This window comes from Streptomyces sp. NPDC051561 (assembly GCF_044454195.1).
GTDB lineage: Bacteria > Actinomycetota > Actinomycetes > Streptomycetales > Streptomycetaceae > Streptomyces.
This window is the reverse complement of the sequence record NZ_JBITDM010000002.1, coordinates 602,625-625,359: the sequence shown is the minus strand read 5'-3', so window position 1 is coordinate 625,359 and position 22,735 is coordinate 602,625. Positions and strand designations below refer to the sequence as shown.

Here is a 22,735-nt window from a genome sequence, read left to right as displayed (position 1 = left end):
CCGTACCCGCACCCCGGCGGAGCAACCGCTAGATGCGCTCCAGCACCCGTGCCAGCAACGACCCCATGCGGGCCGCCGAGTCGCGTCCGGCCTGGAGGACCTCCTCGTGGTTGAGGGGCTCGCCCGAGAGGCCTGCGGCGAGGTTGGTGACCAGGGAGATGCCGAGCACCTCGGCCCCCGCCTCGCGCGCCGCGATGGCCTCCAGCACGGTGGACATGCCGACGAGGTCGCCGCCCATGACCCGCACCATGTTGATCTCGGCCGGCGTCTCGTAGTGCGGGCCGGGGAACTGGACGTACACGCCCTCCTCCAGCGTCTCGTCCACCTCCTTGCACAGCGCGCGCAGCCGCGGCGAGTAGAGGTCGGTGAGGTCGACGAAGTTGGCGCCGATGATGGGGGAGGCGGCGGTCAGGTTCAGGTGGTCGCTGATGAGGACCGGCTGGCCGGGGCGCATGCCCTCGCGCAGACCGCCGCAGCCGTTGGTCAGCACGATGGTCTTGCAGCCCGCGGCGACGGCGGTGCGGACGCCGTGCGCGACGGCGGCCACCCCACGGCCCTCGTAGAAGTGCGTGCGCCCGAGGAAGACCAGCGCGCGCTTGTCGCCGATCTTGTACGAGCGGATCTTGCCGCCGTGTCCTTCAACGGCCGGAGGCGGGAAGCCGGGCAGCTCGGTGACCGGGAACTCGGCCTCGGGCTCGCCGAGGGCATCCACGGCGGGCGCCCAGCCGGAGCCCATCACGAGGGCGACGTCGTGGGTGTCGGCGCCGGTGAGTTCACGCAGGCGCGTGGCCGCGGCGTCGGCGGCGGCTTGGGGGTCCGAAATAACAGATGCGTTCACGCGGAAGAGGGTAGCCGGTTCAGCCCTACGCGCGTAGATGTCCTCGCGGACGGCAATGCGATTGTTGCGTTGGAGGAAGCCACGAAAAGTGGCCCGGGCCCCCTCCGTACATAAGCCGAACCCGTACCGGGCGTCAGCAGGGACGCTTGCGGAGCTCCATCACATAGTCGTGCGGCGCCCCCGCGGACTCCGCCGCGTCCGCCAGTTCGCCCAGGTAGCGCGCGGAGGGCAGCCCGCCCTCGTACCCGTTCAGGACGTACATCCAGGCCGCTTCCTCACCGTCCAGGGTGTGTACGCGGACCCGCATCCGGCGGTAGATGTCCAGGCCCACGCCCTCCCAGCGGTCCATGGAGTCCTCGTCCATGGGGGCGATGTCGTAGAGCGCCACGAACACCTGGGAGCGGGGCGCCTCCACCAGTGTGGCGAGCGAGCCCTCCCAGCCCATCTGCTCACCGCCGAAGGTCAGTCTCCAGTCGTTGAGCCAGCCCGTGCCGCGCAGCGGCGAGTGCGGGGCGCGGCGGGACATCAGCCGCGCGTCGAGGTTGCCGGCGTACGCGGCGTAGAGCGACATGGGTCCGAGGGTACGGGAGGGGGGCGGGTCCCGTAGGAAGGGAGGCGATCCCGTACGCCCGGAAGGCCGCCGGGCCACCTACAACGACCGTCCCCCCGTCCGAGTTCCCGTCTGGAGGGCCCCGGGGCGAAGCCCGCGTCCGCGTGCGGGACAATGAGGTACGTACTGCATTACGCCGGGGCGACCCCCCGGCACCCCGTCCGGGGCGGGCAGACGGCCCGGGGGGACAGACGCGACTCAAGCGAACGCGAGGCGGACTTTTCGTGACCCGGATCGTGATCATCGGCGGCGGACCCGGCGGGTACGAGGCGGCCCTGGTGGGCGCCCAGCTCGGCGCAGAGGTGACCGTCGTCGACTGCGACGGACTCGGCGGGGCGTCGGTTCTCACCGACTGCGTACCGTCCAAGACTCTGATCGCCACGGCCGAGGTGATGACGACCTTCGACTCCTCGTACGAGGAGCTGGGCATCCTCGTGGCCGACGACACCCCGCCCGAGGAGCAGTCCGCGCGTGTCGTCGGCGTGGACCTCGGCAAGGTCAACAGGAGGGTGAAGCGGCTCGCGCTCGCGCAGTCGCACGACATCACCGCCTCCGTGACCCGGGCCGGCGCCCGCGTGGTGCGCGGCCGGGGACGGCTTGAGGGCCAGCAGGCCAACGACGGTTCGCGGACCGTGGTGGTCACCTCCGCCGACGGCACCGAGGAGCGGCTGACCGCCGACGCCGTACTGATCGCGACCGGCGGCCATCCCCGTGAGATCCCGGACGCCCAGCCCGACGGCGAGCGGATCCTCAACTGGACGCAGGTGTACGACCTCGACGAGCTCCCCGACGAGCTGATCGTGGTCGGTTCCGGTGTGACGGGTGCCGAGTTCGCGGGCGCCTACCAGGCGCTCGGTTCGCGCGTCACCCTCGTCTCCTCCCGTGACCGGGTCCTCCCCGGCGAGGACCCGGACGCCGCCGCCGTCCTCGAAGACGTCTTCCGCCGTCGCGGCATGAACGTGATGGCCCGCTCCCGCGCCCAGTCCGCCAAGCGGGTCGGCGACCGCGTCGAGGTCACTCTGGCCGACGGCCGCGTCATCTCCGGCTCGCACTGCCTGATGGCCGTCGGCGCCATCCCCAACTCCGCGGGCATGGGCCTGGAGGAGGCCGGGGTCAAGGTCAAGGACAGCGGCCACATCTGGACCGACCGGGTCTCCCGCACCTCCGCGCCCGGCGTCTACGCGGCCGGTGACGTGACGGGCGTCTTCGCGCTCGCCTCCGTCGCCGCCATGCAGGGACGTATCGCCATGTACCACTTCCTCGGCGACGCGGTGGCCCCGCTGGACCTCAAGACGGTCTCCTCCAACGTCTTCACCGACCCGGAGATCGCCACCGTCGGTTACACCCAGGCCGACGTGGACGCGGGCCGGATCGACGCCCGGGGCGTCAAGCTCCCCCTGCTGCGCAACCCCCGCGCCAAGATGCAGGGCATCCGGGACGGCTTCGTGAAGCTGTTCTGCCGCCCCGGCACCGGGATCGTCGTCGGTGGTGTGGTGGTGGCCCCGCGCGCGAGTGAACTCATCCACCCGATCTCGATCGCCGTCGACAACAGCCTGACCGTCGAGCAGATCGCGAAGGCGTTCACGGTGTACCCGTCCCTGTCGGGTTCGATCGCCGAGGTGGCACGGCAGCTGCACACCCGTAAGGTCGCGGGCGAGAACTGACCCGGTGTGACGGCCACTTGACCGGCCGGGGCCGGAACTTGCCCCGGCCGGAGGCCATATACCACTCCGGACAGCTGTTTGCGACCAACTTCTGTTATTCGGCGCAAACTGCTGAAAACTATCGGCCGGTCAGGTTACTGTCAGTTTCGTGTTCGCTGCAGAACGTCGCCAATTGATCCTCGAAATGGTGCGGGCCAACGGGGCGGTTTCGCTCCGTGAGCTCGCCCGCGTCGTCCAGACCTCCGAAGTGACCGTACGGCGGGACGTGCGGGCGCTGGAGGCAGAAGGACTCCTCGACCGTCGGCACGGCGGTGCGGTACTGCCGGGCGGGTTCACCCGTGAATCCGGCTTTCCGCAGAAATCCCACCTCGCGACCGCGGAGAAGACGGCCATCGCCGACCTCGCCGCAGGACTCGTGGAGGAGGGGGAGGCCATCGTCGTCGGCGCCGGTACGACCACGCAGGAGCTGGCGAGACGCCTGGCCCGGGTCCCCGGGCTGACCGTCGTCACCAACTCCCTGCTGGTCGCCCAGGCGTTGGCACACGCCAACCGTGTCGAAGTCGTCATGACGGGTGGGACCCTGCGGGGTTCCAACTACGCCCTTGTCGGCAGCGGCGCGGAGCAGTCCCTCCAGGGGCTGCGCGTCTCCCGCGCCTTCCTCTCCGGCAGTGGCCTGACCGCCGAGCGCGGGCTCTCCACGTCCAACATGCTCTCCGCGAGCGTGGACCGGGCGCTGGTACAGGCCGCCGCGGAGGTGGTGGTCCTCGCCGACCACACCAAGCTCGGCACCGACACCATGTTCCAGACAGTGCCCACCGACGTCATCACCCGTCTCGTCACCGATGAGCCGCCGGCTCATGACGAACGGGCGGCGACGGAGTTGCAGGCGCTCGCCGACCAGGGTGTCCAGATCGCCGTCGCGGGCTCGGGTGCGGGAGCGGCCGGCCCGGGGGGTGACGGGGCCCCGGCGGGGCGCCAACAGCCCCGTCGGGAAGTGCCGTTGCCGGGCCAGCGCCGGACCCACCCGGGTGCACCGGGGGCGCAGCTGCGCAGTGCGGCCGCGCTGGCCGAGCAGCAGTCGCCGGGGGAGCGGGCCCGGGTGGCGGACATGCGGAGGCGTTAGCGGGAGGCTGGGCCGACGCAGGCGCGCGGGAGGGCGGTTGTGCGGGAGCGCCCCGGTTACTGCCGGGGGCGCAGTCCGCGTACCGCCAGGGAGAGCAGGCGGTCGGCCAACTCGGGGTCGTCCGGGGACTGCTCGGCGGCCAGTGCGATCGCGTTGGTCAGCTGCATCAGGTCCCGGATCGGTACGTCGGCCCGTACCGTACCCGCCTCCTGCGCCCGTGCCAGCAGGGCTGTGCCGGCCTCCCGCATCGGGATGCTGCACGCGGCCATGGCGGTGCCCTCTCCGGTGCCGTCCGGGCATGCGGAGGCGGTCATGAGGGCCCTCGCCAGCCCTCGGTACTCACCCGTATGAGTGATGATGGCGCGCAGCCAGGTGACGAGTGCCTCGCACGGGGCGGGGGACTTCTCCAACTCCTGCGCGTGGGCGAGCAGTTCGTCCACCGCGTCCTGGAAGACGGCACTCAGCAGGGCGTGCCGGGTGGGGAAGCGGCGGTACAGCGTGCCGATGCCGACGCCTGCGCGGCGTGCGACCTCTTCCAGCGAGGCGTCGGTGCCGTGCTCGGCGAACGCGGTCCGCGCCTCGGCGAGCAGCTTCTCGTAGTTGCGCCGCGCGTCGGCACGCATGGGGCGGGGGCCGGGGACGGTGCTGGTGGTGGGGGGACTGGTGGTCGCCATGCGGACCAGCATGCCATTGGGGGCGAGGCGGGGGTACGGCGCCGGGACGATGGCGGAGCCGGACCCAGACAGACAGGGTGTGACTCCAAGCGGGCGGCGAGGCATGGCGGAGTGGGCGGCCCCCTTGCCCGCCCGTCCCGCCCCCTGGGGCGGTCGCAGGCCGCCTTCCAGGGGCGCGAGGAACTGCGCGAGCGACCACGACGCCCCCGCACGTACCCACCAGCCCCGCGGCCAGCGGTTCAGGGAAGGGGCGGGGAGGGGCCATAGCCCGCCGCGGCCGGAGGGGTTTGGGGGCTCGCGGCCAGGTGTCCTCCCACGGCACGCGGTCGCCCGCACAAGAACGGCCCGCCCTTCCCCGGAGGGAAGGGCGGGCCGTTTCACTGCGTACGAGCCGTGCGAGCCCCACTCAGTCCTTGATTTCGCAGATCAGGGCGCCGGAGGTGACGGACGCCCCCACCTCCGCCGCAAGCCCCTTCACCGTCCCCGCGCGGTGCGCGTTCAACGGCTGCTCCATCTTCATGGCTTCGAGGACGACGATCAGGTCACCCTCGTTGACCTGCTGCCCCTCCTCGACCGCGACCTTGACGATGGTGCCCTGCATGGGCGAGGCGAGGCTGTCGCCGGAGGCTGCCGAGCCCGCCTTCTTCGCCGCGCGGCGCTTCGGCTTGGCACCGGCGGCCAGGCCGGTACGGGCCAGCGTCATGCCCAGGGAGGACGGCAGGGAGACTTCGAGCCGCTTGCCGCCGACCTCGACGACGATGGTCTCGCGGCCCGACTCGTCCTCGTCGCCCTCGGCACCCGGCACGGTGAACGGCGGGATCTCGTTGACGAATTCGGTCTCGATCCACCGGGTGTGGATGCGGAAGGGGTCGGCGGTGAACGCCGGGTCCACCACCACCGCGCGGTGGAAGGGGATCGCCGTCGCCATGCCCTCGACGTTGAACTCGGCGAGCGCACGGGCGGCCCGCTGCAGGGCCTGCTCACGGGTGGCGCCGGTGACGATCAGCTTGGCGAGGAGGGAGTCCCACGCCGGGCCGATGACCGAGCCCGTCTCGACACCGGCGTCCAGGCGGACACCGGGACCGGTCGGCGGGGCGAAGTTCGTGACCGTGCCGGGGGCCGGGAGGAAACCGCGGCCCGGGTCCTCGCCGTTGATGCGGAACTCGAAGCTGTGGCCGCGCACCGCCGGGTCGCCGTAACCGAGTTCCTCGCCGTCGGCGATGCGGAACATCTCGCGGACCAGGTCGATGCCGGTGACCTCTTCGGTGACCGGGTGCTCCACCTGGAGACGGGTGTTGACCTCCAGGAAGGAGATTGTGCCGTCCGCGCCGACCAGGAACTCGACCGTGCCGGCGCCGACGTAGCCGGCCTCCTTCAGGATCGCCTTCGAGGAGGCGTACAGCTCGGCGTTCTGCGCCTCGGAGAGGAAGGGGGCCGGGGCCTCCTCCACCAGCTTCTGGTGGCGGCGCTGGAGCGAGCAGTCGCGGGTGGAGACGACCACGACGTTGCCGTGGGTGTCGGCCAGGCACTGGGTCTCGACGTGGCGCGGCTTGTCGAGGTAGCGCTCGACGAAGCACTCGCCGCGGCCGAAGGCGGCGACGGCCTCGCGGACCGCCGAGTCGTACAGCTCCGGGACCTCTTCGAGGGTGCGCGCGACCTTCAGGCCACGGCCGCCGCCACCGAAGGCGGCCTTGATGGCGATGGGAAGGCCGTGCTCCTCGGCGAAGGCGACGACCTCCTGCGAACCGGAGACCGGGTCGGGGGTGCCCGCGACCAGCGGCGCACCGGCACGCTGCGCGATGTGACGGGCCGCCACCTTGTCACCGAGGTCGCGGATGGCCTGCGGCGGCGGACCGATCCAGGTCAGACCCGCGTCGAGCACCGCCTGCGCGAACTCCGCGTTCTCGGACAGGAATCCGTAACCGGGGTGGATCGCGTCCGCCCCCGAGTCCTTGGCCGCCTGGAGCACCTTGGCCATGTCCAGGTACGACGCGGCCGGAGTGTCACCGCCCAGGGCGAACGCCTCGTCGGCAACCCGGACGTGCAGAGCGTCCCGGTCCGGATCGGCGTACACGGCGACGCTCGCAATACCGGCGTCGCTGCAGGCGCGGGCGACGCGGACAGCGATCTCGCCTCGGTTGGCGATGAGCACCTTGCGCACGATGGCTCCCTCCATGCTGTGTCTGTGTCCCGGGGGTTGCACCCGGGGCTCCCGGCCGGATGCACCCGAGCCGGGGAGCTCGGCGGATCATCGTGCCGAAAGGCTTCGCTGAAACATGCTGAGTTTAGGGACTGCCGACACGACCGCACGAGCGGCCCCCAATGGTGAGCTTGCCCACACACAGGGTGATTCGAGGATCGCTGGAGTCGGGAAAACCCTTGTCGCACCACGGTACGGCGGCTTGGTACCTCGCACAGTAGTGCCGCGATGTGGTCAAGGTCTCTGTCCTGGCGGCCAGCGGGGCGGGGGCATTCTTTGTGGGATCCCTACGAGAGGCCAAGGGTTTCTTTGCCCGGCCGTGAGCGAGTTACGAGCCTTGCTCAACCCCTTGTACAGCCCATTACTGGTTAGTAGCCTGCGCGGTACAGCGACGTAACGACGGGTAACACCCGGGAAGCAGGTGGGGGCGGATGGCCCGCAGGCCGATAGCCGTGGCGACCGGCGCTCTGACCGGCGCGGTGCTGATCGTGGAGGCGGTCGCGATCGTCTTCGTCAACATCGTGCTCGGCAAGGTCGTGCGGAACCAGACGATGTCCCTGGCGGGCTCAGACCCCGACGCGGTGTCCACCGCCACGTTCATCCTGGGCGCGGTCTCCGGCCTCTATCTCGCCGTCTGCGCCTTCTTCCTGATCCGCGCCGCCGTCACCGGCCGCGCGCCCGGCCGCTTCGGCCGCATCCTGCTGATCGTGGCCGCCGTGATCCACGGGGTGCTGGGCGCACTGGCGGTGGGCCTGGTGAGCTGGTGGGCGTTCGCGTACATGATGATCGTGCTCGGCCTGATCGTGCTGAGCCTGCTGCTGTACGGGAGCGCGGACGACCGCCTGCACGACCCGGCCGCGGACGGCCCGCCCGCCCCGCCCCCGTCCCCGGAGAAGCCCGCGGCCCCGCCGGGGAACGGCTCGCCCGCAACCGTGTAGGGGCGGTCCGGCACCGCCCTGGGGGGCCGCTCAGGCCCACAGATCGGTGATCGCCACGTCCAGTTCCGCGAGCAGCGTCCGCAGCAGCGGCAGCGAGAGTCCGATGACATTGCCCGGGTCGCCCTCGACGCCCTTCACGAAGGGCGCGGACCGGCCGTCCAGAGTGAACGCCCCTGCCACGTGCAGGGGTTCACCGCTCGCCACGTACGCGGCGATCTCCGCGTCCGACGGCTCGGCGAAGTGGACGGTGGTGGAGGCGGTGGCGGAGGCCCGCCGGCCCGTCGACGTATCGATGACGCAGTGGCCGGTCCGGAGGATTCCGGAACGGCCGCGCATGGCCTTCCAGCGGGCGGTGGCGTCCTCGGCGTCGTCCGGCTTGCCGAGGGCCCGGCCGTCCAGTTCCAGTACGGAGTCGCAGCCGATGACCAGGGCTCCGGACGCCTCGGGGAGGGCCGCCACCACGTCCGCCTTCGCGGTCGCCAGTACGAGGGCCAGCTCGCCCGGCGTCGGGGCGCTCAGCGCGTCCTCGTCGACCCCGCTGACGATCACCTCGGGTGCGAGCCCCGCCTGTCGCAGCAGGCCCAGCCGGGCGGGAGAAGCGGAACCGAGCACGAGGCGGCGCGAAGAAGTCATGCCACCAGGCTAGTGAGTGGGCGGGGGTGCTCGGAGCCCGCGTCGGACGCACGCTCCTGGGGCCGGGCGGGGATCCTCACCGCACCCCCGCCACGATCATCGCCACCACCATCGCCAACGCCAGCAGCAGCCCCGCGCGGCGCAGCATCGCCTGCATGTCGCGGAGCTCCTTGGGCGGCTCATTCTTCGGGTCGGACCACAGCATGCCTTTGATAGTGCTGCCGGGACGACCGTGGCGCCTGAGTACATGTACTCAGGCGCCACGGTGCGGAATGACTAATTCATGAGGCACGTCCGGCCTATCCGGGCCAGTACGTGCGCCCCCAGGCGGACGGCCCCGGCTGCGGCAGCCGGTGGGCGGCCACCCTGGCCGGGTCGGACCAGGCCGGGCGGGGGGCGTCGGGGCCGGGCGCCGCGGTGCCCGAGGCCGCGGCGCGGGCCTGGACCACCGCCAGTGCGGCGGCCAGCTCCTCCGGGGTCGGATTGCCCCGTACCACCTTGATCATGTCGTTCATCGAGGTCACCAAGTCCCTTCCTGGAGAGGGGTGTCGCGCGGGAGCGGGCGGTCGGCCTAGAGCGGGATGTTGCCGTGCTTCTTCGGCGGCAGGGACTCGCGCTTGGTACGCAGCTGGCGCAGCCCGCGGACGATGTGACGGCGGGTCTCCGAGGGCATGATCACCGCGTCGACGTAACCGCGTTCGGCCGCGACGTACGGGTTGAGGAGGGCGTCCTCGTAGTCGGCGATCAGTTCGGCGCGGGTGGCCTCCGGGTCGTCGGCGGCGGCGATGGTGCGGCGGTGCAGGATGTTCACCGCGCCCTGGGCGCCCATCACGGCGATCTGGGCGGTCGGCCAGGCCAGGTTGAGGTCGGCGCCCAGGTGCTTGGAACCCATGACGTCGTACGCGCCGCCGAAGGCCTTGCGGGTGATGACCGTGATGAGCGGGACGGTCGCCTCGGCGTACGCGTAGATCAGCTTGGCGCCGCGGCGGATGATGCCGCCGTACTCCTGGTCGACGCCCGGCAGGAAGCCGGGAACGTCCACGAAGGTCAGCACCGGCACGTTGAAGGCGTCGCAGGTGCGGACGAAGCGGGCGGCCTTCTCGCTGGCGTTGATGTCGAGGCAACCGGCGTACTGCATCGGCTGGTTGGCGACGATGCCCACCGGGTGGCCCTCCACCCGGCCGAAGCCGGTGAGGATGTTCGGCGCGAACAGGGCCTGGGTCTCCAGGAACTCGCCCTCGTCCAGGACGTGCTCGATCGCCGTGTGCATGTCGTACGGCTGGTTGGCGCTGTCCGGGATGAGGGTGTCCAGCTCGCGGTCCTCGTCGGAGGTCTCCAGGTCCGCCTCCTCGGGGAAGGCCGGGGCCTCGCTGAGGTTGTTCGAAGGCAGGTAGGAGAGCAGCGATTTGACGTACTCGATGGCGTCCTTCTCGTCACCCGCCATGTGGTGCGCGACACCGGAGGTGGTGTTGTGGGTGCGCGCGCCGCCGAGGTCCTCGAAGCCGACGTCCTCGCCGGTGACGGTCTTGATGACGTCGGGTCCGGTGATGAACATGTGCGAGGTCTGATCCACCATCACCGTGAAGTCGGTGATCGCGGGGGAGTAGACCGCGCCGCCCGCGCACGGGCCGACGATCAGCGAGATCTGCGGTACGACGCCGGAGGCGTGCACGTTCCGCCGGAAGATCTCCGCGAACAGACCCAGCGCCGCGACGCCCTCCTGAATGCGGGCGCCGCCACCGTCGTTGATGCCGATGACCGGGCAGCCGGTCTTCAGCGCGAAGTCCATGACCTTGACGATCTTCTCGCCGTACACCTCGCCGAGCGAGCCGCCGAAGATGGTGAAGTCCTGGGAGTAGACGCAGACCGGGCGGCCGTCGACCGTTCCGTACCCGGTGACGACGCCGTCGCCGTACGGGCGGTTCTTCTCGATGCCGAAGTTGGTGGAGCGGTGCCGGGCGAACTCGTCCAGCTCGACGAAGGAGCCCTCGTCCATGAGCAGGTCGATCCGCTCCCGGGCGGTCAACTTGCCCTTGGCGTGCTGCTTTTCGACCGCGCGCTCGGAACCCGCGTGCGTCGCCTCCTCGATACGGCGACTCAGATCGGCGATCTTCCCGGCGGTGGTGTGGACGTCGACCTCTGCGGACTCTGCGGGCTCTGCGGCTGCGGACACGAGGGTGCGGCTCCCTGCTTCGACTGCGTACGCCTCGGTCGATGTCAACTGCACGTGCTGACGGTGGAGACGGTACGGGCGGCTACTGGTCCGTAGCGTAACGGCGGGACCGTCCCTCGGCAGTGCGTCGTTTGCCACACCTAGTCTGGGTTGCATGATGCCTTCCGATGATTCAGGCAGTGGCCCGCAGGGCTCCGGACCCCACCGCTGGAACGACCTCGAACGCCCCCCGCTCAACGCGACGGGACTGCGGCGCGCGCTGGTTCGCGAAGGCGCCCTGTGGACCTCGCTCGACGTCGTCACCTCCACCGGGTCGACCAACAGCGACCTGGCCGGACGCGCCGCGGAGCTGGGCGAGGGCGCGGTACTGATCGCCGAGGAGCAGACCAAGGGCCGCGGTCGCCTCGACCGCACCTGGTCCGCCCCGGCCCGCTCCGGCCTGTTCTTCTCCGTCTACCTGGAGCCGGGCGAGGACGTCCCGGTGGAACGCTGGGGCTGGCTCCCGCTCCTCACCGGCGTCGCCGTCGCCACCGCGGTCTCCCGTACGGCCGGCGTCGACACGGCCCTGAAGTGGCCCAACGACCTCCTGATCACCGTCGCCGGCGAGGAACGCAAGGCGGGCGGCATCCTCGCGGAGCGCGTCGGTGACGGCGTCGTCATCGGCATCGGCCTCAACGTCTCCCTGCGCGCCGACGAACTCCCCGTCCCCGCCGCCGCCTCCCTCGCCCTCGCCGGCGCCGTCTCCACCGACCGCGACCCCCTGCTGCGCGCCGTCCTGCGCTCCGTCGAGCAGCGGTACGTCGACTGGCGCGCGGCCGACGGCGACCCGGCCGTCAGCGGCCTCCAGGAGGCGTACGCCGCCGGCTGCTCCACCCTCGGCCGGATGGTCCGCGCCGAACTCCCCGGCGGCCACGCCCTCACCGGCGAAGCCGTGGCCGTCGACGGCGACGGCCGCCTGGTCCTCGCCACCGCCGAGGGCCTCCAGCACCCGGTGGGCGCCGGCGACGTCGTACACCTGCGCCCGAGCACCTGACCACGCCCGCCCGCCGAACCGCACACACCCCCGCCCCGCACACCCCCGACCCGCAAACCCCACCCGCCACCATGAGTGAGCCACAGCACATCTGCCGTATCGTTGGGTCCACCCACCCGGCCACCGGCCCCACGCGGACCACCCGGGGCCGGGGACCAGGGTCGGGCGACAGATCGACAGGCGGCGGTACGGCAGTGCGCAGGGAACGGGCAGGAGGCGGCAGGTGACCGTCGACGACACCACGTCCGGCGGGGACTCGGACCCCCACCCCCCCACTCCGGCGACCCCTGCGCCCCCCAGGGAAGCCGTCTCCCCCGTGTTCCACGAGGTCGACCACACCGCCGAACCCTCCGACGACCCCCTCGCCATCCGCCTCGAACAGCTCATCCTCGGGGCCGAGCGCCGCTACACCCCCTTCCAGGCCGCCCGCACCGCCGGCGTCTCCATGGATCTCGCCTCCCGCTTCTGGCGCGCCATGGGCTTCCCCGACATCGGCCAGGCCAAGGCCCTCACCGAGGCCGACGTGCTGGCCCTGCGCCGCCTCGCGGGCCTCGTCGAGGCCGGGCTGCTCAGTGAGCCGATGGCCGTCCAGGTGGCCCGTTCCACCGGTCAGACCACCGCCCGTCTGGCCGAGTGGCAGATCGACAGTTTCCTCGAAGGGCTCACCGAACCCCCCGAGCCCGGCATGACCCGCACCGAGGTGACCTACCCCCTCATCGAGCTCCTCCTGCCCGAGCTGGAGGAGTTCCTGGTCTACGTCTGGCGCCGCCAGCTCGCCGCCGCCACCGGCCGGGTCGTCCAGGCCGCCGACGACGACGAGATGGTCGACCGCCGGCTGGCCGTCGGTTTCGCGGACTTGGTCGGCTTCACCCGCCTGACCCGCCGCCTGGAGGAGGAGGAACTCGGCGAGCTCGTCGAGGCCTTCGAGACCACCTGCGCCGACCTGGTCGCCGCCCACGGCGGCCGCCTCATCAAGACCCTCGGCGACGAGGTCCTCTACTGCGCCGACGACGCCGGTACGGCGGCGGAGATCGCCCTGCGCCTCATCGAGACCCTCTCGCACGACCAGACCATGCCCTCGCTGCGCGTCGGCATCGCCTTCGGCACCGTCACGACCCGCATGGGCGACGTCTTCGGTACGACGGTGAACCTGGCCTCCCGGCTCACCTCGATAGCTCCCAAGGACACCGTCCTGGTCGACGGCGCGCTCGCCGAGGAACTGTCCCGCACCGGCGACGCCCCCGTCTCCGAGGCGGAGGCCGCCACCGAGGCGGAGAAGGCCGCCCAGGAGGGCACCGAGGCACCGACGTACCGCTTCGGCCTCCAGCCGATGTGGCAGCGGCCGGTCCGTGGGCTCGGAATAGTGGAGCCGTGGATGCTCAATCGCCGCGCCAAGCCGGGCTCCGAGTCCTCCTGAGCCCCTTCCTGCGCGCGCGGGCCCGTGCCTAGGATCACCCCGGGAAACGATCGTTAACCGACGGCAGGGGTACGGACATGGACGACGCGCGGCGCTTCGGCGAATTCGTGGCGGTACGACGGCACGGCGACGGCGGGCATGTCGCCGAACTGGTCCTGGACCGCCCCAAGGCGATGAACGCGGTGTCCAGCGCGATGGCTGTCGCCATCGCCGCCGCCTGTGACGCCCTGGCCGCCGACCCCACCGTCCGCACCACGGTGGTCACCTCCTCCAACGACCGCGCCTTCTGCGTCGGCGCCGACCTCAAGGAGCGCAACTCCTTCACCGACGCCGAACTGGTCCGCCAGCGCCCCACCGCGCGCGCCGCCTACACCGGTGTCCTCGAACTCCCGATGCCGACCATCGCCGCCGTCCACGGCTACGCGCTGGGCGGCGGCTTCGAGCTCGCCCTCGCCTGCGACGTGATCGTCGCCGACTTCTCCGCCGTGGTCGGCCTGCCCGAGGTGTCCGTCGGTGTCATCCCCGGCGGCGGCGGTACGCAGCTGCTGCCGCGCCGGGTCGGTGCGGCCAGGGCGGCGGAGCTGGTGTTCACCGCCCGCCGGGTGGAGGCGGAGGAGGCCGAGCAGCTGGGCCTGGTCGACGTACTGACGGAGTCCGGCGACGCCCGTGGGGAGGCCCTCGCCCTGGCCGCCCGGATGGCCGCCAACTCACCCGTCGGCCTGCGCGCGGCGAAGAAGGCGCTGCGCCTGGGCCAGGGCCTGGACCTGCGGGCCGGCCTGGAGGTCGAGGACGCGGCCTGGCGCTCGGTCGCCTTCTCCGGTGACCGCGCCGAGGGTGTCGCCGCCTTCAACGAGAAGCGGAAGCCGAACTGGCCGGGCGAGTGAGGCACAGGCTCTGAGGCGGTGGGCATCCGCCGTCCCACGGCCGTCCCACTAGGGGAACGTACAAAACCGGCCTAACCTGTACGAATGGGTGAGGATGTACGTTTGCGTGCCGTGGTCGCGCTGGCACAGGCGATGGCTGCGGCACACACCCCGCGCGAGAGCTGGCGGGCGGCCGCGCTGGGGGCCAGGGACGCCCTGGGCGGCAGCTTCGCGGCCCTCTCCGTCTGGGAACGCGAGGCCGGCCGCCTCCGGGTCCTGGTCAACGAGGGCGAGCGCGCCCCCGGCGAAGCGGAGTTCCCGGACGACGAGACCTACCCCGTCCATCAGTTCCCCGAGATCACCGAATTCCTCCACGAGCAGTGGGCGGGCGGCGGCGAGCCGGACGCGTGGGTGGAGACGGCGGAGGGGACGGGGGGCGACTGCGCGTCGGTGACCGGCAGCCCCGCCGCCGGCGGCTCGGGCGGCTACTGCCATCAGCGGGTGGCCGCGCTGCGCCGCCGGGGAAGGGGCTGCTGTGTGGTCGCGCCGATCGTGCTGCACGGGCGGGCCTGGGGCGAGCTGTACGTCGCCCGGCGGCCCAGGGAGCCGGTCTTCGACCGTGCGGACGCCGACTTCGCGACCGTACTGGCCTCGGTGATCGCCGCCGGGATCGTCCAGACCGAACGCCTCGAAGAGGTACGGAAGCTGGCCTTCACCGACCCCCTGACCGGCCTCGCCAACCGCCGCGCCGTCGACATACGTCTCGACGAGGCGCTGGAGGCGCACCGCTCGTCCGGCGCCGTGGTGAGCCTGGTCGTCTGCGACGTCAACGGCCTCAAACAGGTCAACGACACCCACGGCCACGCCACCGGCGACCGCCTCCTGGAACGCTTCGGCTGTGTGCTGTCCCTGTGCGGCGCGATGCTGCCCGGCGCACTGGCCGCCCGCCTCGGCGGCGACGAGTTCTGTCTGCTGTCGGTCGGTCCCGGGGCGGACGAGGTGGTCGCGGTGGCGGACGAACTGTGCGTACGCGCCTCGGAGTTGGAGCACGGCGAGGGCGTCGCCTGCGGGGTCGCCTCGACCGGCGACCCGATCGGCGAAGTCACCTCCGCCCGCCGCCTGTTCCGCCTCGCCGACGCCGCCCAGTACCGCGCCAAGGCCGCCCGCTCCCGTGAACCGGTGGTCGCGGGCCGCGACGGCGAAGTGGTCCCGCTCGTGGAGTCGGTACGCGGCGGCGACACGGCACCCGGCGGCGACAGACGCCGCTTCCGGGGTGCGGGGCGGGACGCGGGCCGGGGCCGGGACTGAGGCGGCACCGGGGTGGTACCGCGCTGGGGCTGAGGCATCACCGGGGCGGTACCGGGCCGGGGCCGAGGCGGGCCCCGGCACCCCCCTGCCCGCCCCCGCGAAAGATGTCCCCGCGAACCCCCTGCGAGGCCCCGTAACGCCCTCACGGGGGTGCACGAAGGCGCCGCCCCCACCCTCGCGACCTCCCGCGCCCACACCCCCCGCGGCAGCCCCTCAGCCGCCCGCCCAGAGCCTCAGTCACCACCCCCATAAGTCCTCTGACCTGGCCTTTTCCCTTCCCCCCTCGTAAAATTCACCTATCACCATGACACCCGCCGGGGGGCTTCTGTGAACCACATCCATACCCAAACCCACGCCCGTGGCATCCGCACCGTCGACGACGTACTCGACCTGCTCGACGGCCTCTTCGCCAAGGAGGCCGACCGCTGGACGGACGACGCCTCCGACTGGTGGGACAGCTTCTACGCGGACCGCGACAAGCCCGTCCCCTTCTTCGTCTCCAAGCCGGACGAGAACCTGGCCTCGTACCTGGCGAGCGGCCTGTTGCGCCCCGCGGGCCGCGCCCTCGACCTCGGCTGCGGCCCCGGCCGCAACGCCCTCCACCTCGCCGCCGCCGGGTACGACGTGGACGCCGTCGACCTCTCCCCGACGGCCATTTCCTGGGCCCAGGAGCGCGCCGCCGAAGCCACCCCCGAGGTCCGCTCCCGCCTCCGACTCCACCAGGGCGACGCCTTCCTGCTCAGCGCCGGTGAACTGTCCGGACCGTACGACCTCATCCATGACTCCGGCTGCTTCCACCACCTCCCCCCGCACCGCCGCATCCCCTACCTCGCCCTGATCGGCCGCCTCCTTGCCCCCGGCGGCCACTTCTCCCTCACCTGCTTCGCGGCCGGCGAGGGCGGCATGGGCTGCGAACTCCCCGACGCCGACCTCTACGGCGCCGCCGCCCCCCAACTCCACGGCGGCCTCGCCTACACCCCCGAAGCCCTCCGCGACATCTTCACCACCGTCCCCGGCCTCACCGAGGTCGAACTCCGCCGCATGCACGACGAGCCCGCCGACTCCCCCCGCTTCGGCGAGAGCTTCCTCTGGGCCGCACTCTTCCGCCGTGTCTGACTTCTCCTACGCCCCGGTCGGCCACACCCGCACCCCCGACGCCCCCTGCCCCACCGGCTACCGCCCCCTGCACATCCGGGTCCGCGTCGGCCACGGCCCCGAGGCCCTGTCACATGGCACCTCCATCCGCCGTGCACTCGGCCCAGACCGTCTTGCCGGGGCCGCTCCGGTCGTTGACGCCCCACCGGTCGGCGACCCCGTCGACCAGCAGCAGGCCGCGACCCTCGCAGGAGTACGGATCCGGCGCCCCCGGTGCGGGCCGCCTGGGCGAGGTGTCGTGCACCTCCAGTCGGACCCCGGCTCCCCCGTTCAGCCGCAGGAAGCGGGTCTCGACCTCCCGGCCCGGGATGCGGCCGTGCCGCTGCGCGTTGGTCAGAAGCTCGGAGAGCACCAGGAGTGCGGAGTCTTCGACGGATGCCGCCGTGCCCCAACTCGCCAGCACTTTACGGAGTTCCGCCCGTGCCGTACCGATCTCGCGCGGCCCGTACCCCCAGCGCAGGACCACCACGCCCTCGCTCTCCTAATTGTCATCGGGTCGCCACCGCTCTGTGGATCCGGCTCACGGGGGGCCCGGTGTCGATGCCGTGCAGGGCGAGCAGGAGTTCCCGCCGCCGTCGCTGCTGAAGCCTTTGGTTCACCCGAACCCACCGCTCGTACTCGATCTGCGCGCGCGACCGCACGAGGGCCCCGGTGGCTGAGCGGAGTGGAGGGAAGTGGACGGGGTCGAAAGGGGGCACGGTACGGCAGATCACGACGCGCAGGCGGCGGGGCGTCGGCCCGGGCGCCGATCGCTGCGCCAGTCGGTGCCCTCCAGCCACCCGGGGCAGGAACCGCCTCAGCAGTTCGAAGAGTTGGACGATAGGATTTCGCACGCTGACGCTCCTCGTAAGCGTTGGCCACGCCCCCGGACGTTCGCGCGTCGCGGGGGTCTCTGTCTTGTCGGACCAGTCAACTCCGCACATCCAGGATCAGCTGGCACAGCTCTTTCACAACTGAGGCCGTCCGAAAGGGCTTTGAGTGAGCCAGGGCGCTCAGGCGTGGAAGAGTAAGTACATGGAGAGCACCCCCGCACCCGGCGAGAACGTTGCCGTCCTGCGTAAGGCCAGAGGGCTCGGACAGGCCAAGCTGGCCCGCTTGGCAGGCATCTCCGTGTCGTACCTGACCAAGATTGAGGTCGGGGTCAGGCCGACGACCCCACCGGTCGCGGCAGCCCTCGCCAAGGCGATGCACGTCCCGGTCCAACGGATCTACGGTCAGCCGTTCCTCGGCCCGTCCGAACAGGCCGATCTTCTGAACGACCTTCGGGGCGCGGTACGCAGGTACACCCTCCCGAAGGAGGACGTCCCCGACCCCGCCCTGCTGGCGGCCGATGTCGACAGGGCAATGAAGCTCCGGGCCGAAACCCGGTACCTGGAACTGCTCGGGCTGCTTCCCCAGCTTCTGGGGCAAGTCACTGCCGCGGCTCTCTCGTCACCAGGAGAAGCGGGCGCCTGGACTCAGGTGAGCGATGTGTACGGATGTGCGTACGCGGCCGCCCACCGCCTGTCGCAACCGGACCTGGCCGACATGATCGTCTCTCGTCAGGCCTGGGCGGCACAGCAAACCTGGAACCCGGGAGCCGAGGTGTCAGCGGCCTGGAACGAAGCCGGTACCTACCAGTCCGCCGGACAGTACGAAGACGGCCTCGCCATCGTCGAACGAGCCATCAGCCGGTACGAAAGCGCACCGGGCGACGGCAGCCCCGCTCGCGCACTCGCCCTGGGCTCGCTGCACCTTCGAGGAGTCGTCCTCGCTTCCCGCCACAGGGACGCCGGCGCCACGGAGGACCATCTTCAGAAGGCAAAGCGCCATGCGCGGGGCATTCCGCGCGACATCCTGAAACACAACCTGACCTTCGGGCAGGAAAATACGGCTCTCTACGAACTGGCAGCCCACATCGAACTCGGGGAGCCGGGCAGAGCCGCAAGCATGGGAGGCAGCCTCCTGCGGACGCCTCCCACCACACTGACCCCGAACCGGCTGGGCCGGATGCACATCGACATAGCCCGAGCCCGGCTCGACACCAAGGACTACGCCGGAGCGGAAGAAGCCCTGGAGAAGGCATTCGGCGTCGCCCCGCAGATGACCGAAGTGCACCCCATGGCCAGGGAAGTGATCCGGGTCCTCTTCGTCCTCCACCAGAGGGCACGCCCCCACCTCATGACCATGGCGAAGAGAAGCGGCCTGGCGGAGTAGCTACCTGGCCCCGCGGCGCAGCACCACATACCCCTCCCGCTCGTACACCGGGCGGAAGCCCTGCTGGGACGCATCGGGGGGGTCCGCCGAGAACGTGGTGTCCGTCAGGTCCAGCACCATCCAGTCGACCGTCGCGTCCGGGCGGCCCGGTAGGTGGAGGTAGACCGTCGTCCGGTCGGTGAGGTGGGGGGCGAGGCGGTTCGTGGTGGCCACCCGGGCGCCGTCGGGGACATGGGCGAGCGCCTGGCGGGCCGCGGCGGCGCGGGGCGGGTCCTGCCAGTACGAGGGGCGCAGGGACTCGGCGAGGGGCAGGGCGGTCGACAGCAGGGCGGCGACTGTGACAACTGCTGTGCGGGCGTGGGGGATCGGTGGGTGCGGGCGGTCCAGGGCGTCTGTCAGGGCGAAGAAGAGGATCGGCATCAGGACGGCCGAGTAGTGGTGGTCGGTGTCCCAGTACATGGGGTTGGAGGAGGCGAACCTCCAGGCCAGGGTGGGGAGTACGAGCAGGATCAGCGGGCTGCGCAGGACGAGGAAGAGGGTGGGGAGGAGCAGGACGAACAGGGTGGTGGCCTTGGTGTCCAGGCCGGACGGGATGCCGGTGGTCGCGCCACCCGGGGTGGAGAGGTAGGTGTAGCCGCCGCTGGGGTTGAAGTGCGGGAGGACAACGAGGACGGCCAGGGCTGCCGCCGCCGGCCCCAGTACGCACAGTGCCAGTCCTGCCCTCCGGTTGCGGCGGAGCAGCAGCAGACCCAGTACGAGGACCGTCGCACCCAGGTCCTCCTTGACCAGGACGAGCCCCGCCGCCCACGCCGCGCACGCCCGCCAGCGACCGTCGCGGTACGCGGCGAGGGACAGTGCGAGGAGCGGCAGTGCGAGGGCCACCTCGTGGAAGTCGAAGCCGATCAGCTTCTGGACGCCCCAGGAGAGCGCGTACGCGACCCCGATCCGGCGGCCCCCGGCGCGGGTCACCACGTACACGGACCAGGCGGCGAGGGCCGCTTGCGCGACGAGCAGGGTTTCGACGTGAGGGATGAGGCGGTAGAGCGGGGCGAGGACGGCCAGGAGGGGGTGGAAGTGGTCACCGAGGAGGGGGAAGGGGGTGTCGGGGTCGGGGCCGGTGGTGGCTCTGATCTCCGAGGCGGGGAGGGCGAGTTCGGCGTACGAGCGGATCGCCTGGCCGAAGATGCCGAGGTCGTAGCCGGTGGTGCGGAAGCTCGCGTGCATCCGGAGTGCGTAGGCGGTGTACGCGAGAAAGGCGAGCACGGCGGTGAGGGCTGCGGCTCCCCGGGCTCCGGGGGCGGGGAGCCGCGCACCACCACGGAGGGCTCGGGCGGACGTCTCTTGCTCCGGCGGGGGAACGAGACGCGGAAAGGGGCTCGGCATGCCCGGGAGCATGGCCGCCACCTGCTGAGACGACGCTGAAGCCGGCTGAAGTGATCTTCAGGAACCCGGGCCGGCACCCGTGAATACTGAAAGGCATGAGACTGCTGGTGGTGGAGGACGAGGAGCGTCTCGCCGCGTCCCTGAAACGGGGGCTCGGCGCGGCCGGGTACGCCGTCGACGTGGCGCACGACGGCCTCGACGGACTGTGGCGGGCGACCGAGTATCCGTACAGCGCGATCGTCCTCGACATCATGCTGCCCGGCCTCAACGGCTACCGGGTGTGCGAGCGGCTGCGGCGGGCCCGGATCGATACCCCGATCCTGATGCTGACGGCCAAGAACGGGGAGTACGACGAGGCGGAGGCGCTCGACACGGGCGCGGACGACTATCTGGCGAAGCCGTTCTCGTACGTGGTGCTGGAGGCGCGGCTGCGCGCCCTGCTGCGGCGGGGCGGGGCCAAGCGGGGCAGTGTGCTGCGGCTCGGGGATCTGTGGCTGGACCCGGCGGGGCGGGAGTGCGGGCGGGGGGAGACCCGAATACCTCTGACGGGAAAGGAGTTCGCGGTGCTGGAGTGTCTGGCACGGCGAGCGGGGGAGGTGGTGCCCAAGGTGGACGTGGTGGACGAGGTGTGGGACGCGTCGTACGAAGGCGACCTCAACATCGTCGAGGTGTATGTGAGTGCGCTGCGGAAGAAGATCGACGTCCCGTTCGGGAGGGCGGCGATCGGGACGGTGCGGGGTGGGGGATACCGGGTGGCGGGCGATGGTGGGTGAGGGGCGGGGTGAGCGGGGAGGCCACTTTCGGCTCCGGACCGCCCTCGTCGCGGGGTGCGCCGCCGGGCTCGTTACCGCCCTTCTCGCTGCCGCCTGGCTGATCGCCGACCGGGTCGCGGGGTGGGGCCCCTCCACCGACCCGTTCCGCCGCCTGTGGCCCGTCGTCCAGGGGATGACCTGGTTCGGGGTGCCGGGCGGGGCGTTGCTCGTCGGGGGAGCCGTGTGGGGCGTCGCGCGACGGTGGCGGGTGGCGCTGGTGGCGGGCGGAGTGACCGCTGCCATGCTGCGGGCGCACGCCGTCTGGGCCGAGCACTTCAATCAGCACGCTCCGTGGGACACCCCCGCCGCGGCCCTGCGTACCGGCTTCGGGTTCGCCGTGCCCGTGACCACGCTGGTCGTGGTCTTCGCCGCGTGGGTGGCGGCCGACCCGTTGGGCCGGCTCGTGCCGTGGCGGAAGGGCGTGTGGCGGGCGCCCGTTGCGCTCGGTGCGGTGATTGTCGCGGCGGGGGTGGTGTGGGGCGTCGTACAGCCATGGGACCGTATGCCGACCTATGTCGAGGACAACGGCCACACCCTGTGGCTGCTCCTCACCGGCGGCACGCTGGTCCTGGTCGTCACCGGCTGGGCCGCCGGCCGCCTCACGCTGCGCCCCGTCGAGGCCATGCGCGCCGAACTCGCCGACATCACCGCCCGTTCCCTGGACCGCCGCGTTCCGGTGCCCGCCATCGGCGGCGGCCTCCAGAAGCTCGCGCGCACCCTCAATGCCACTCTCGACCGCCTCCAGTCCGCCGCCGACCGGCAGGCCCGCTTCGTCGCCGACGCCTCGCACGAGCTCCGCAGCCCCATCGCCAGCCTCCGCGCCTCCCTGGAGTCCTCGCTCGCCCACCCCGAAGGCGTCGACTGGCCGCACACGGTACGCGGCGCCCTTGCCGACATCGCGCGGATCCAGCACCTCACCGATGACCTCCTCCTGCTCACCCGGATCGACGGCCCCGCCCCTTATGCCGACGAGAGCGTCCAGCTCGACGATCTGGCAAGTGACTTGGTCGAAGAGTTGCGCCACCTGTGCCGCAACGGGGCGCTGCGCGTCACCTGCACCGCCCCCGTCGCCCTGCCGCCCCTCACCGGTAGCCCGGTCCGCCTGGAGCGGCTGTTGCGCAACCTCCTCGACAACGCCTGCCGACATGCCCGCAGCGAGGTCGAGGCCGTTTTGAGTACGGACGCCGCACGCCGGACCGTGCGGGTGGAAGTGCGGGACGACGGCCCCGGCATCCCGCCCGCCGACCGCGAGCGCGTCTTCGAACGCTTCACCCGCCTCGACGACTCCCGTACCCGGGCCGACGGCGGCGGCGCGGGCCTCGGCCTCGCCATCGCGCGCGAGATCGCGACGCGGCAGGGCGGGACGCTGGTGGTGGGCGAGCGGGAGCAGGGGTGCGGCGCGGTGCTCATCGTGGAACTGCCCGTAGGAGCGGTGCGGGAGGAGCCGGAATCCGGTGCGGAGGAAGTGCCGGACGCGGCCCGGCGGCGTATCCCCGGATGGTTCGTGGCGGCAGCGGTCGCGGTCGCCGTTCCGCTGCTGGTGGTGGGTTTCGCGACGGCGATGAGCAGGGGTCCGCAGGGGCCGGACGGGGTGGGGGGCACTCCGAGCCCGGTCCCGGCACCGTCCGTGCAGGAGGTCCCGGAGTCCACCCCGCCGCAGAGCTGGGCGCCGGAGCCGACCTCGGCCGGGTAAGGGTTCAACCCGCCCACCACTA

The 22,735-nt window shown here is 71.7% G+C and carries 21 protein-coding genes; 11 read left to right on the top strand and 10 right to left on the bottom strand.

What is annotated here, in order from left to right:
• Positions 1-28 precede the first annotated feature (28 nt).
• Both ACIA73_RS07185 and ACIA73_RS07180 read right to left on the bottom strand, forming a co-directional pair.
• Positions 29-838, bottom strand: coding sequence for a purine-nucleoside phosphorylase (locus tag ACIA73_RS07185; RefSeq protein WP_399437280.1), 810 nt, complete (start codon positions 836-838; stop codon positions 29-31).
• A 133-nt stretch (positions 839-971) separates the two neighbouring features.
• Positions 972-1,409, bottom strand: coding sequence for a gamma-glutamylcyclotransferase (locus ACIA73_RS07180; protein ID WP_399437279.1), 438 nt, complete (start codon positions 1,407-1,409; stop codon positions 972-974).
• 263 nt (positions 1,410-1,672) lie between these two features.
• Between ACIA73_RS07180 and ACIA73_RS07175 the strand changes: the two genes are divergently transcribed.
• Entirely contained in the window at positions 1,673-3,112 is a 1,440-nt protein-coding gene (locus ACIA73_RS07175) for an NAD(P)H-quinone dehydrogenase (RefSeq protein ID WP_399437278.1), read from the top strand.
• Positions 3,113-3,260: 148 nt separating this feature from the next.
• Entirely contained in the window at positions 3,261-4,235 is a 975-nt protein-coding gene (locus ACIA73_RS07170; protein WP_399437277.1) for a DeoR/GlpR family DNA-binding transcription regulator, read from the top strand.
• A 56-nt stretch (positions 4,236-4,291) separates the two neighbouring features.
• On the opposite strand, the gene ACIA73_RS07165 is transcribed toward ACIA73_RS07170, so the two are convergent.
• Together ACIA73_RS07165 and ACIA73_RS07160 are read right to left on the bottom strand one after the other, a co-directional pair.
• Positions 4,292-4,858, bottom strand: coding sequence for a TetR/AcrR family transcriptional regulator (locus tag ACIA73_RS07165; RefSeq protein ID WP_399437481.1), 567 nt, complete (start codon positions 4,856-4,858; stop codon positions 4,292-4,294).
• A 457-nt stretch (positions 4,859-5,315) separates the two neighbouring features.
• Complete coding sequence (locus ACIA73_RS07160) at positions 5,316-7,070, bottom strand: acetyl/propionyl/methylcrotonyl-CoA carboxylase subunit alpha (RefSeq protein ID WP_399437480.1); 1,755 nt, start codon at positions 7,068-7,070, stop codon at positions 5,316-5,318.
• A 470-nt stretch (positions 7,071-7,540) separates the two neighbouring features.
• Between ACIA73_RS07160 and ACIA73_RS07155 the strand changes: the two genes are divergently transcribed.
• Positions 7,541-8,047 carry a hypothetical protein gene (locus ACIA73_RS07155; protein WP_399437276.1) on the top strand — a complete coding sequence of 169 codons (507 nt, stop codon included), beginning with the start codon at positions 7,541-7,543 and terminating at the stop codon, positions 8,045-8,047.
• A gap of 30 nt (positions 8,048-8,077) precedes the next feature.
• Here the strand turns inward: ACIA73_RS07155 and ACIA73_RS07150 are convergent, their stop codons facing one another.
• The 4 genes from ACIA73_RS07150 to ACIA73_RS07135 all read right to left on the bottom strand — a co-directional run bounded on the left by ACIA73_RS07150 (position 8,078) and on the right by ACIA73_RS07135 (position 10,853).
• The gene (locus ACIA73_RS07150; protein WP_399437275.1) at positions 8,078-8,680 is read right to left on the bottom strand and encodes a Maf family protein; all 603 of its coding nucleotides are present in this window, start codon (positions 8,678-8,680) and stop codon (positions 8,078-8,080) included.
• 76 nt (positions 8,681-8,756) lie between these two features.
• On the bottom strand, positions 8,757-8,885 hold the full coding sequence (gene mmpB / locus ACIA73_RS07145) for a morphogenic membrane protein MmpB (protein ID WP_399437274.1): 129 nt from the start codon (positions 8,883-8,885) through the stop codon (positions 8,757-8,759).
• A gap of 94 nt (positions 8,886-8,979) precedes the next feature.
• Positions 8,980-9,186 carry an acyl-CoA carboxylase epsilon subunit gene (locus ACIA73_RS07140; RefSeq protein WP_399437479.1) on the bottom strand — a complete coding sequence of 69 codons (207 nt, stop codon included), beginning with the start codon at positions 9,184-9,186 and terminating at the stop codon, positions 8,980-8,982.
• Between the two features lie 65 nt (positions 9,187-9,251).
• On the bottom strand, positions 9,252-10,853 hold the full coding sequence (locus ACIA73_RS07135) for an acyl-CoA carboxylase subunit beta (protein ID WP_399437273.1): 1,602 nt from the start codon (positions 10,851-10,853) through the stop codon (positions 9,252-9,254).
• A gap of 154 nt (positions 10,854-11,007) precedes the next feature.
• Here ACIA73_RS07135 and ACIA73_RS07130 point away from each other — a divergent pair, with 154 nt between their 5' ends.
• From ACIA73_RS07130 to ACIA73_RS07110, 5 genes are all read left to right on the top strand, one after another.
• The gene (locus tag ACIA73_RS07130; RefSeq protein WP_399437272.1) at positions 11,008-11,886 is read left to right on the top strand and encodes a biotin--[acetyl-CoA-carboxylase] ligase; all 879 of its coding nucleotides are present in this window, start codon (positions 11,008-11,010) and stop codon (positions 11,884-11,886) included.
• 223 nt (positions 11,887-12,109) lie between these two features.
• Complete coding sequence (locus ACIA73_RS07125; protein ID WP_399437271.1) at positions 12,110-13,303, top strand: adenylate/guanylate cyclase domain-containing protein; 1,194 nt, start codon at positions 12,110-12,112, stop codon at positions 13,301-13,303.
• Positions 13,304-13,380: 77 nt separating this feature from the next.
• Positions 13,381-14,187, top strand: coding sequence for an enoyl-CoA hydratase/isomerase family protein (locus ACIA73_RS07120; protein WP_399437270.1), 807 nt, complete (start codon positions 13,381-13,383; stop codon positions 14,185-14,187).
• Positions 14,188-14,271: 84 nt separating this feature from the next.
• On the top strand, positions 14,272-15,474 hold the full coding sequence (locus tag ACIA73_RS07115; RefSeq protein WP_399437269.1) for a diguanylate cyclase domain-containing protein: 1,203 nt from the start codon (positions 14,272-14,274) through the stop codon (positions 15,472-15,474).
• A gap of 327 nt (positions 15,475-15,801) precedes the next feature.
• The gene (locus tag ACIA73_RS07110) at positions 15,802-16,590 is read left to right on the top strand and encodes a class I SAM-dependent methyltransferase (RefSeq protein WP_399437268.1); all 789 of its coding nucleotides are present in this window, start codon (positions 15,802-15,804) and stop codon (positions 16,588-16,590) included.
• Between the two features lie 109 nt (positions 16,591-16,699).
• Here ACIA73_RS07110 and ACIA73_RS07105 read toward each other — a convergent pair whose 3' ends face one another.
• Positions 16,700-17,098: an ATP-binding protein gene (locus ACIA73_RS07105; protein ID WP_399437267.1), complete on the bottom strand. Its 399-nt coding sequence runs from the start codon at positions 17,096-17,098 to the stop codon at positions 16,700-16,702.
• A gap of 545 nt (positions 17,099-17,643) precedes the next feature.
• Here ACIA73_RS07105 and ACIA73_RS07100 point away from each other — a divergent pair.
• Positions 17,644-18,825, top strand: coding sequence for a helix-turn-helix domain-containing protein (locus tag ACIA73_RS07100; protein ID WP_399437266.1), 1,182 nt, complete (start codon positions 17,644-17,646; stop codon positions 18,823-18,825).
• Here the strand turns inward: ACIA73_RS07100 and ACIA73_RS07095 are convergent, their stop codons facing one another.
• Positions 18,826-20,208: a DUF2079 domain-containing protein gene (locus tag ACIA73_RS07095; RefSeq protein ID WP_399437265.1), complete on the bottom strand. Its 1,383-nt coding sequence runs from the start codon at positions 20,206-20,208 to the stop codon at positions 18,826-18,828.
• Between the two features lie 95 nt (positions 20,209-20,303).
• On the opposite strand from ACIA73_RS07095, the gene ACIA73_RS07090 reads away from it, so the two are divergent.
• Positions 20,304-20,981, top strand: coding sequence for a response regulator transcription factor (locus ACIA73_RS07090; RefSeq protein ID WP_399437264.1), 678 nt, complete (start codon positions 20,304-20,306; stop codon positions 20,979-20,981).
• Positions 20,947-22,713, top strand: coding sequence for a sensor histidine kinase (locus tag ACIA73_RS07085; RefSeq protein WP_399437263.1), 1,767 nt, complete (start codon positions 20,947-20,949; stop codon positions 22,711-22,713). Before ACIA73_RS07090 ends, ACIA73_RS07085 begins: the two co-directional genes overlap by 35 nt.
• Positions 22,714-22,735 lie beyond the last annotated feature (22 nt).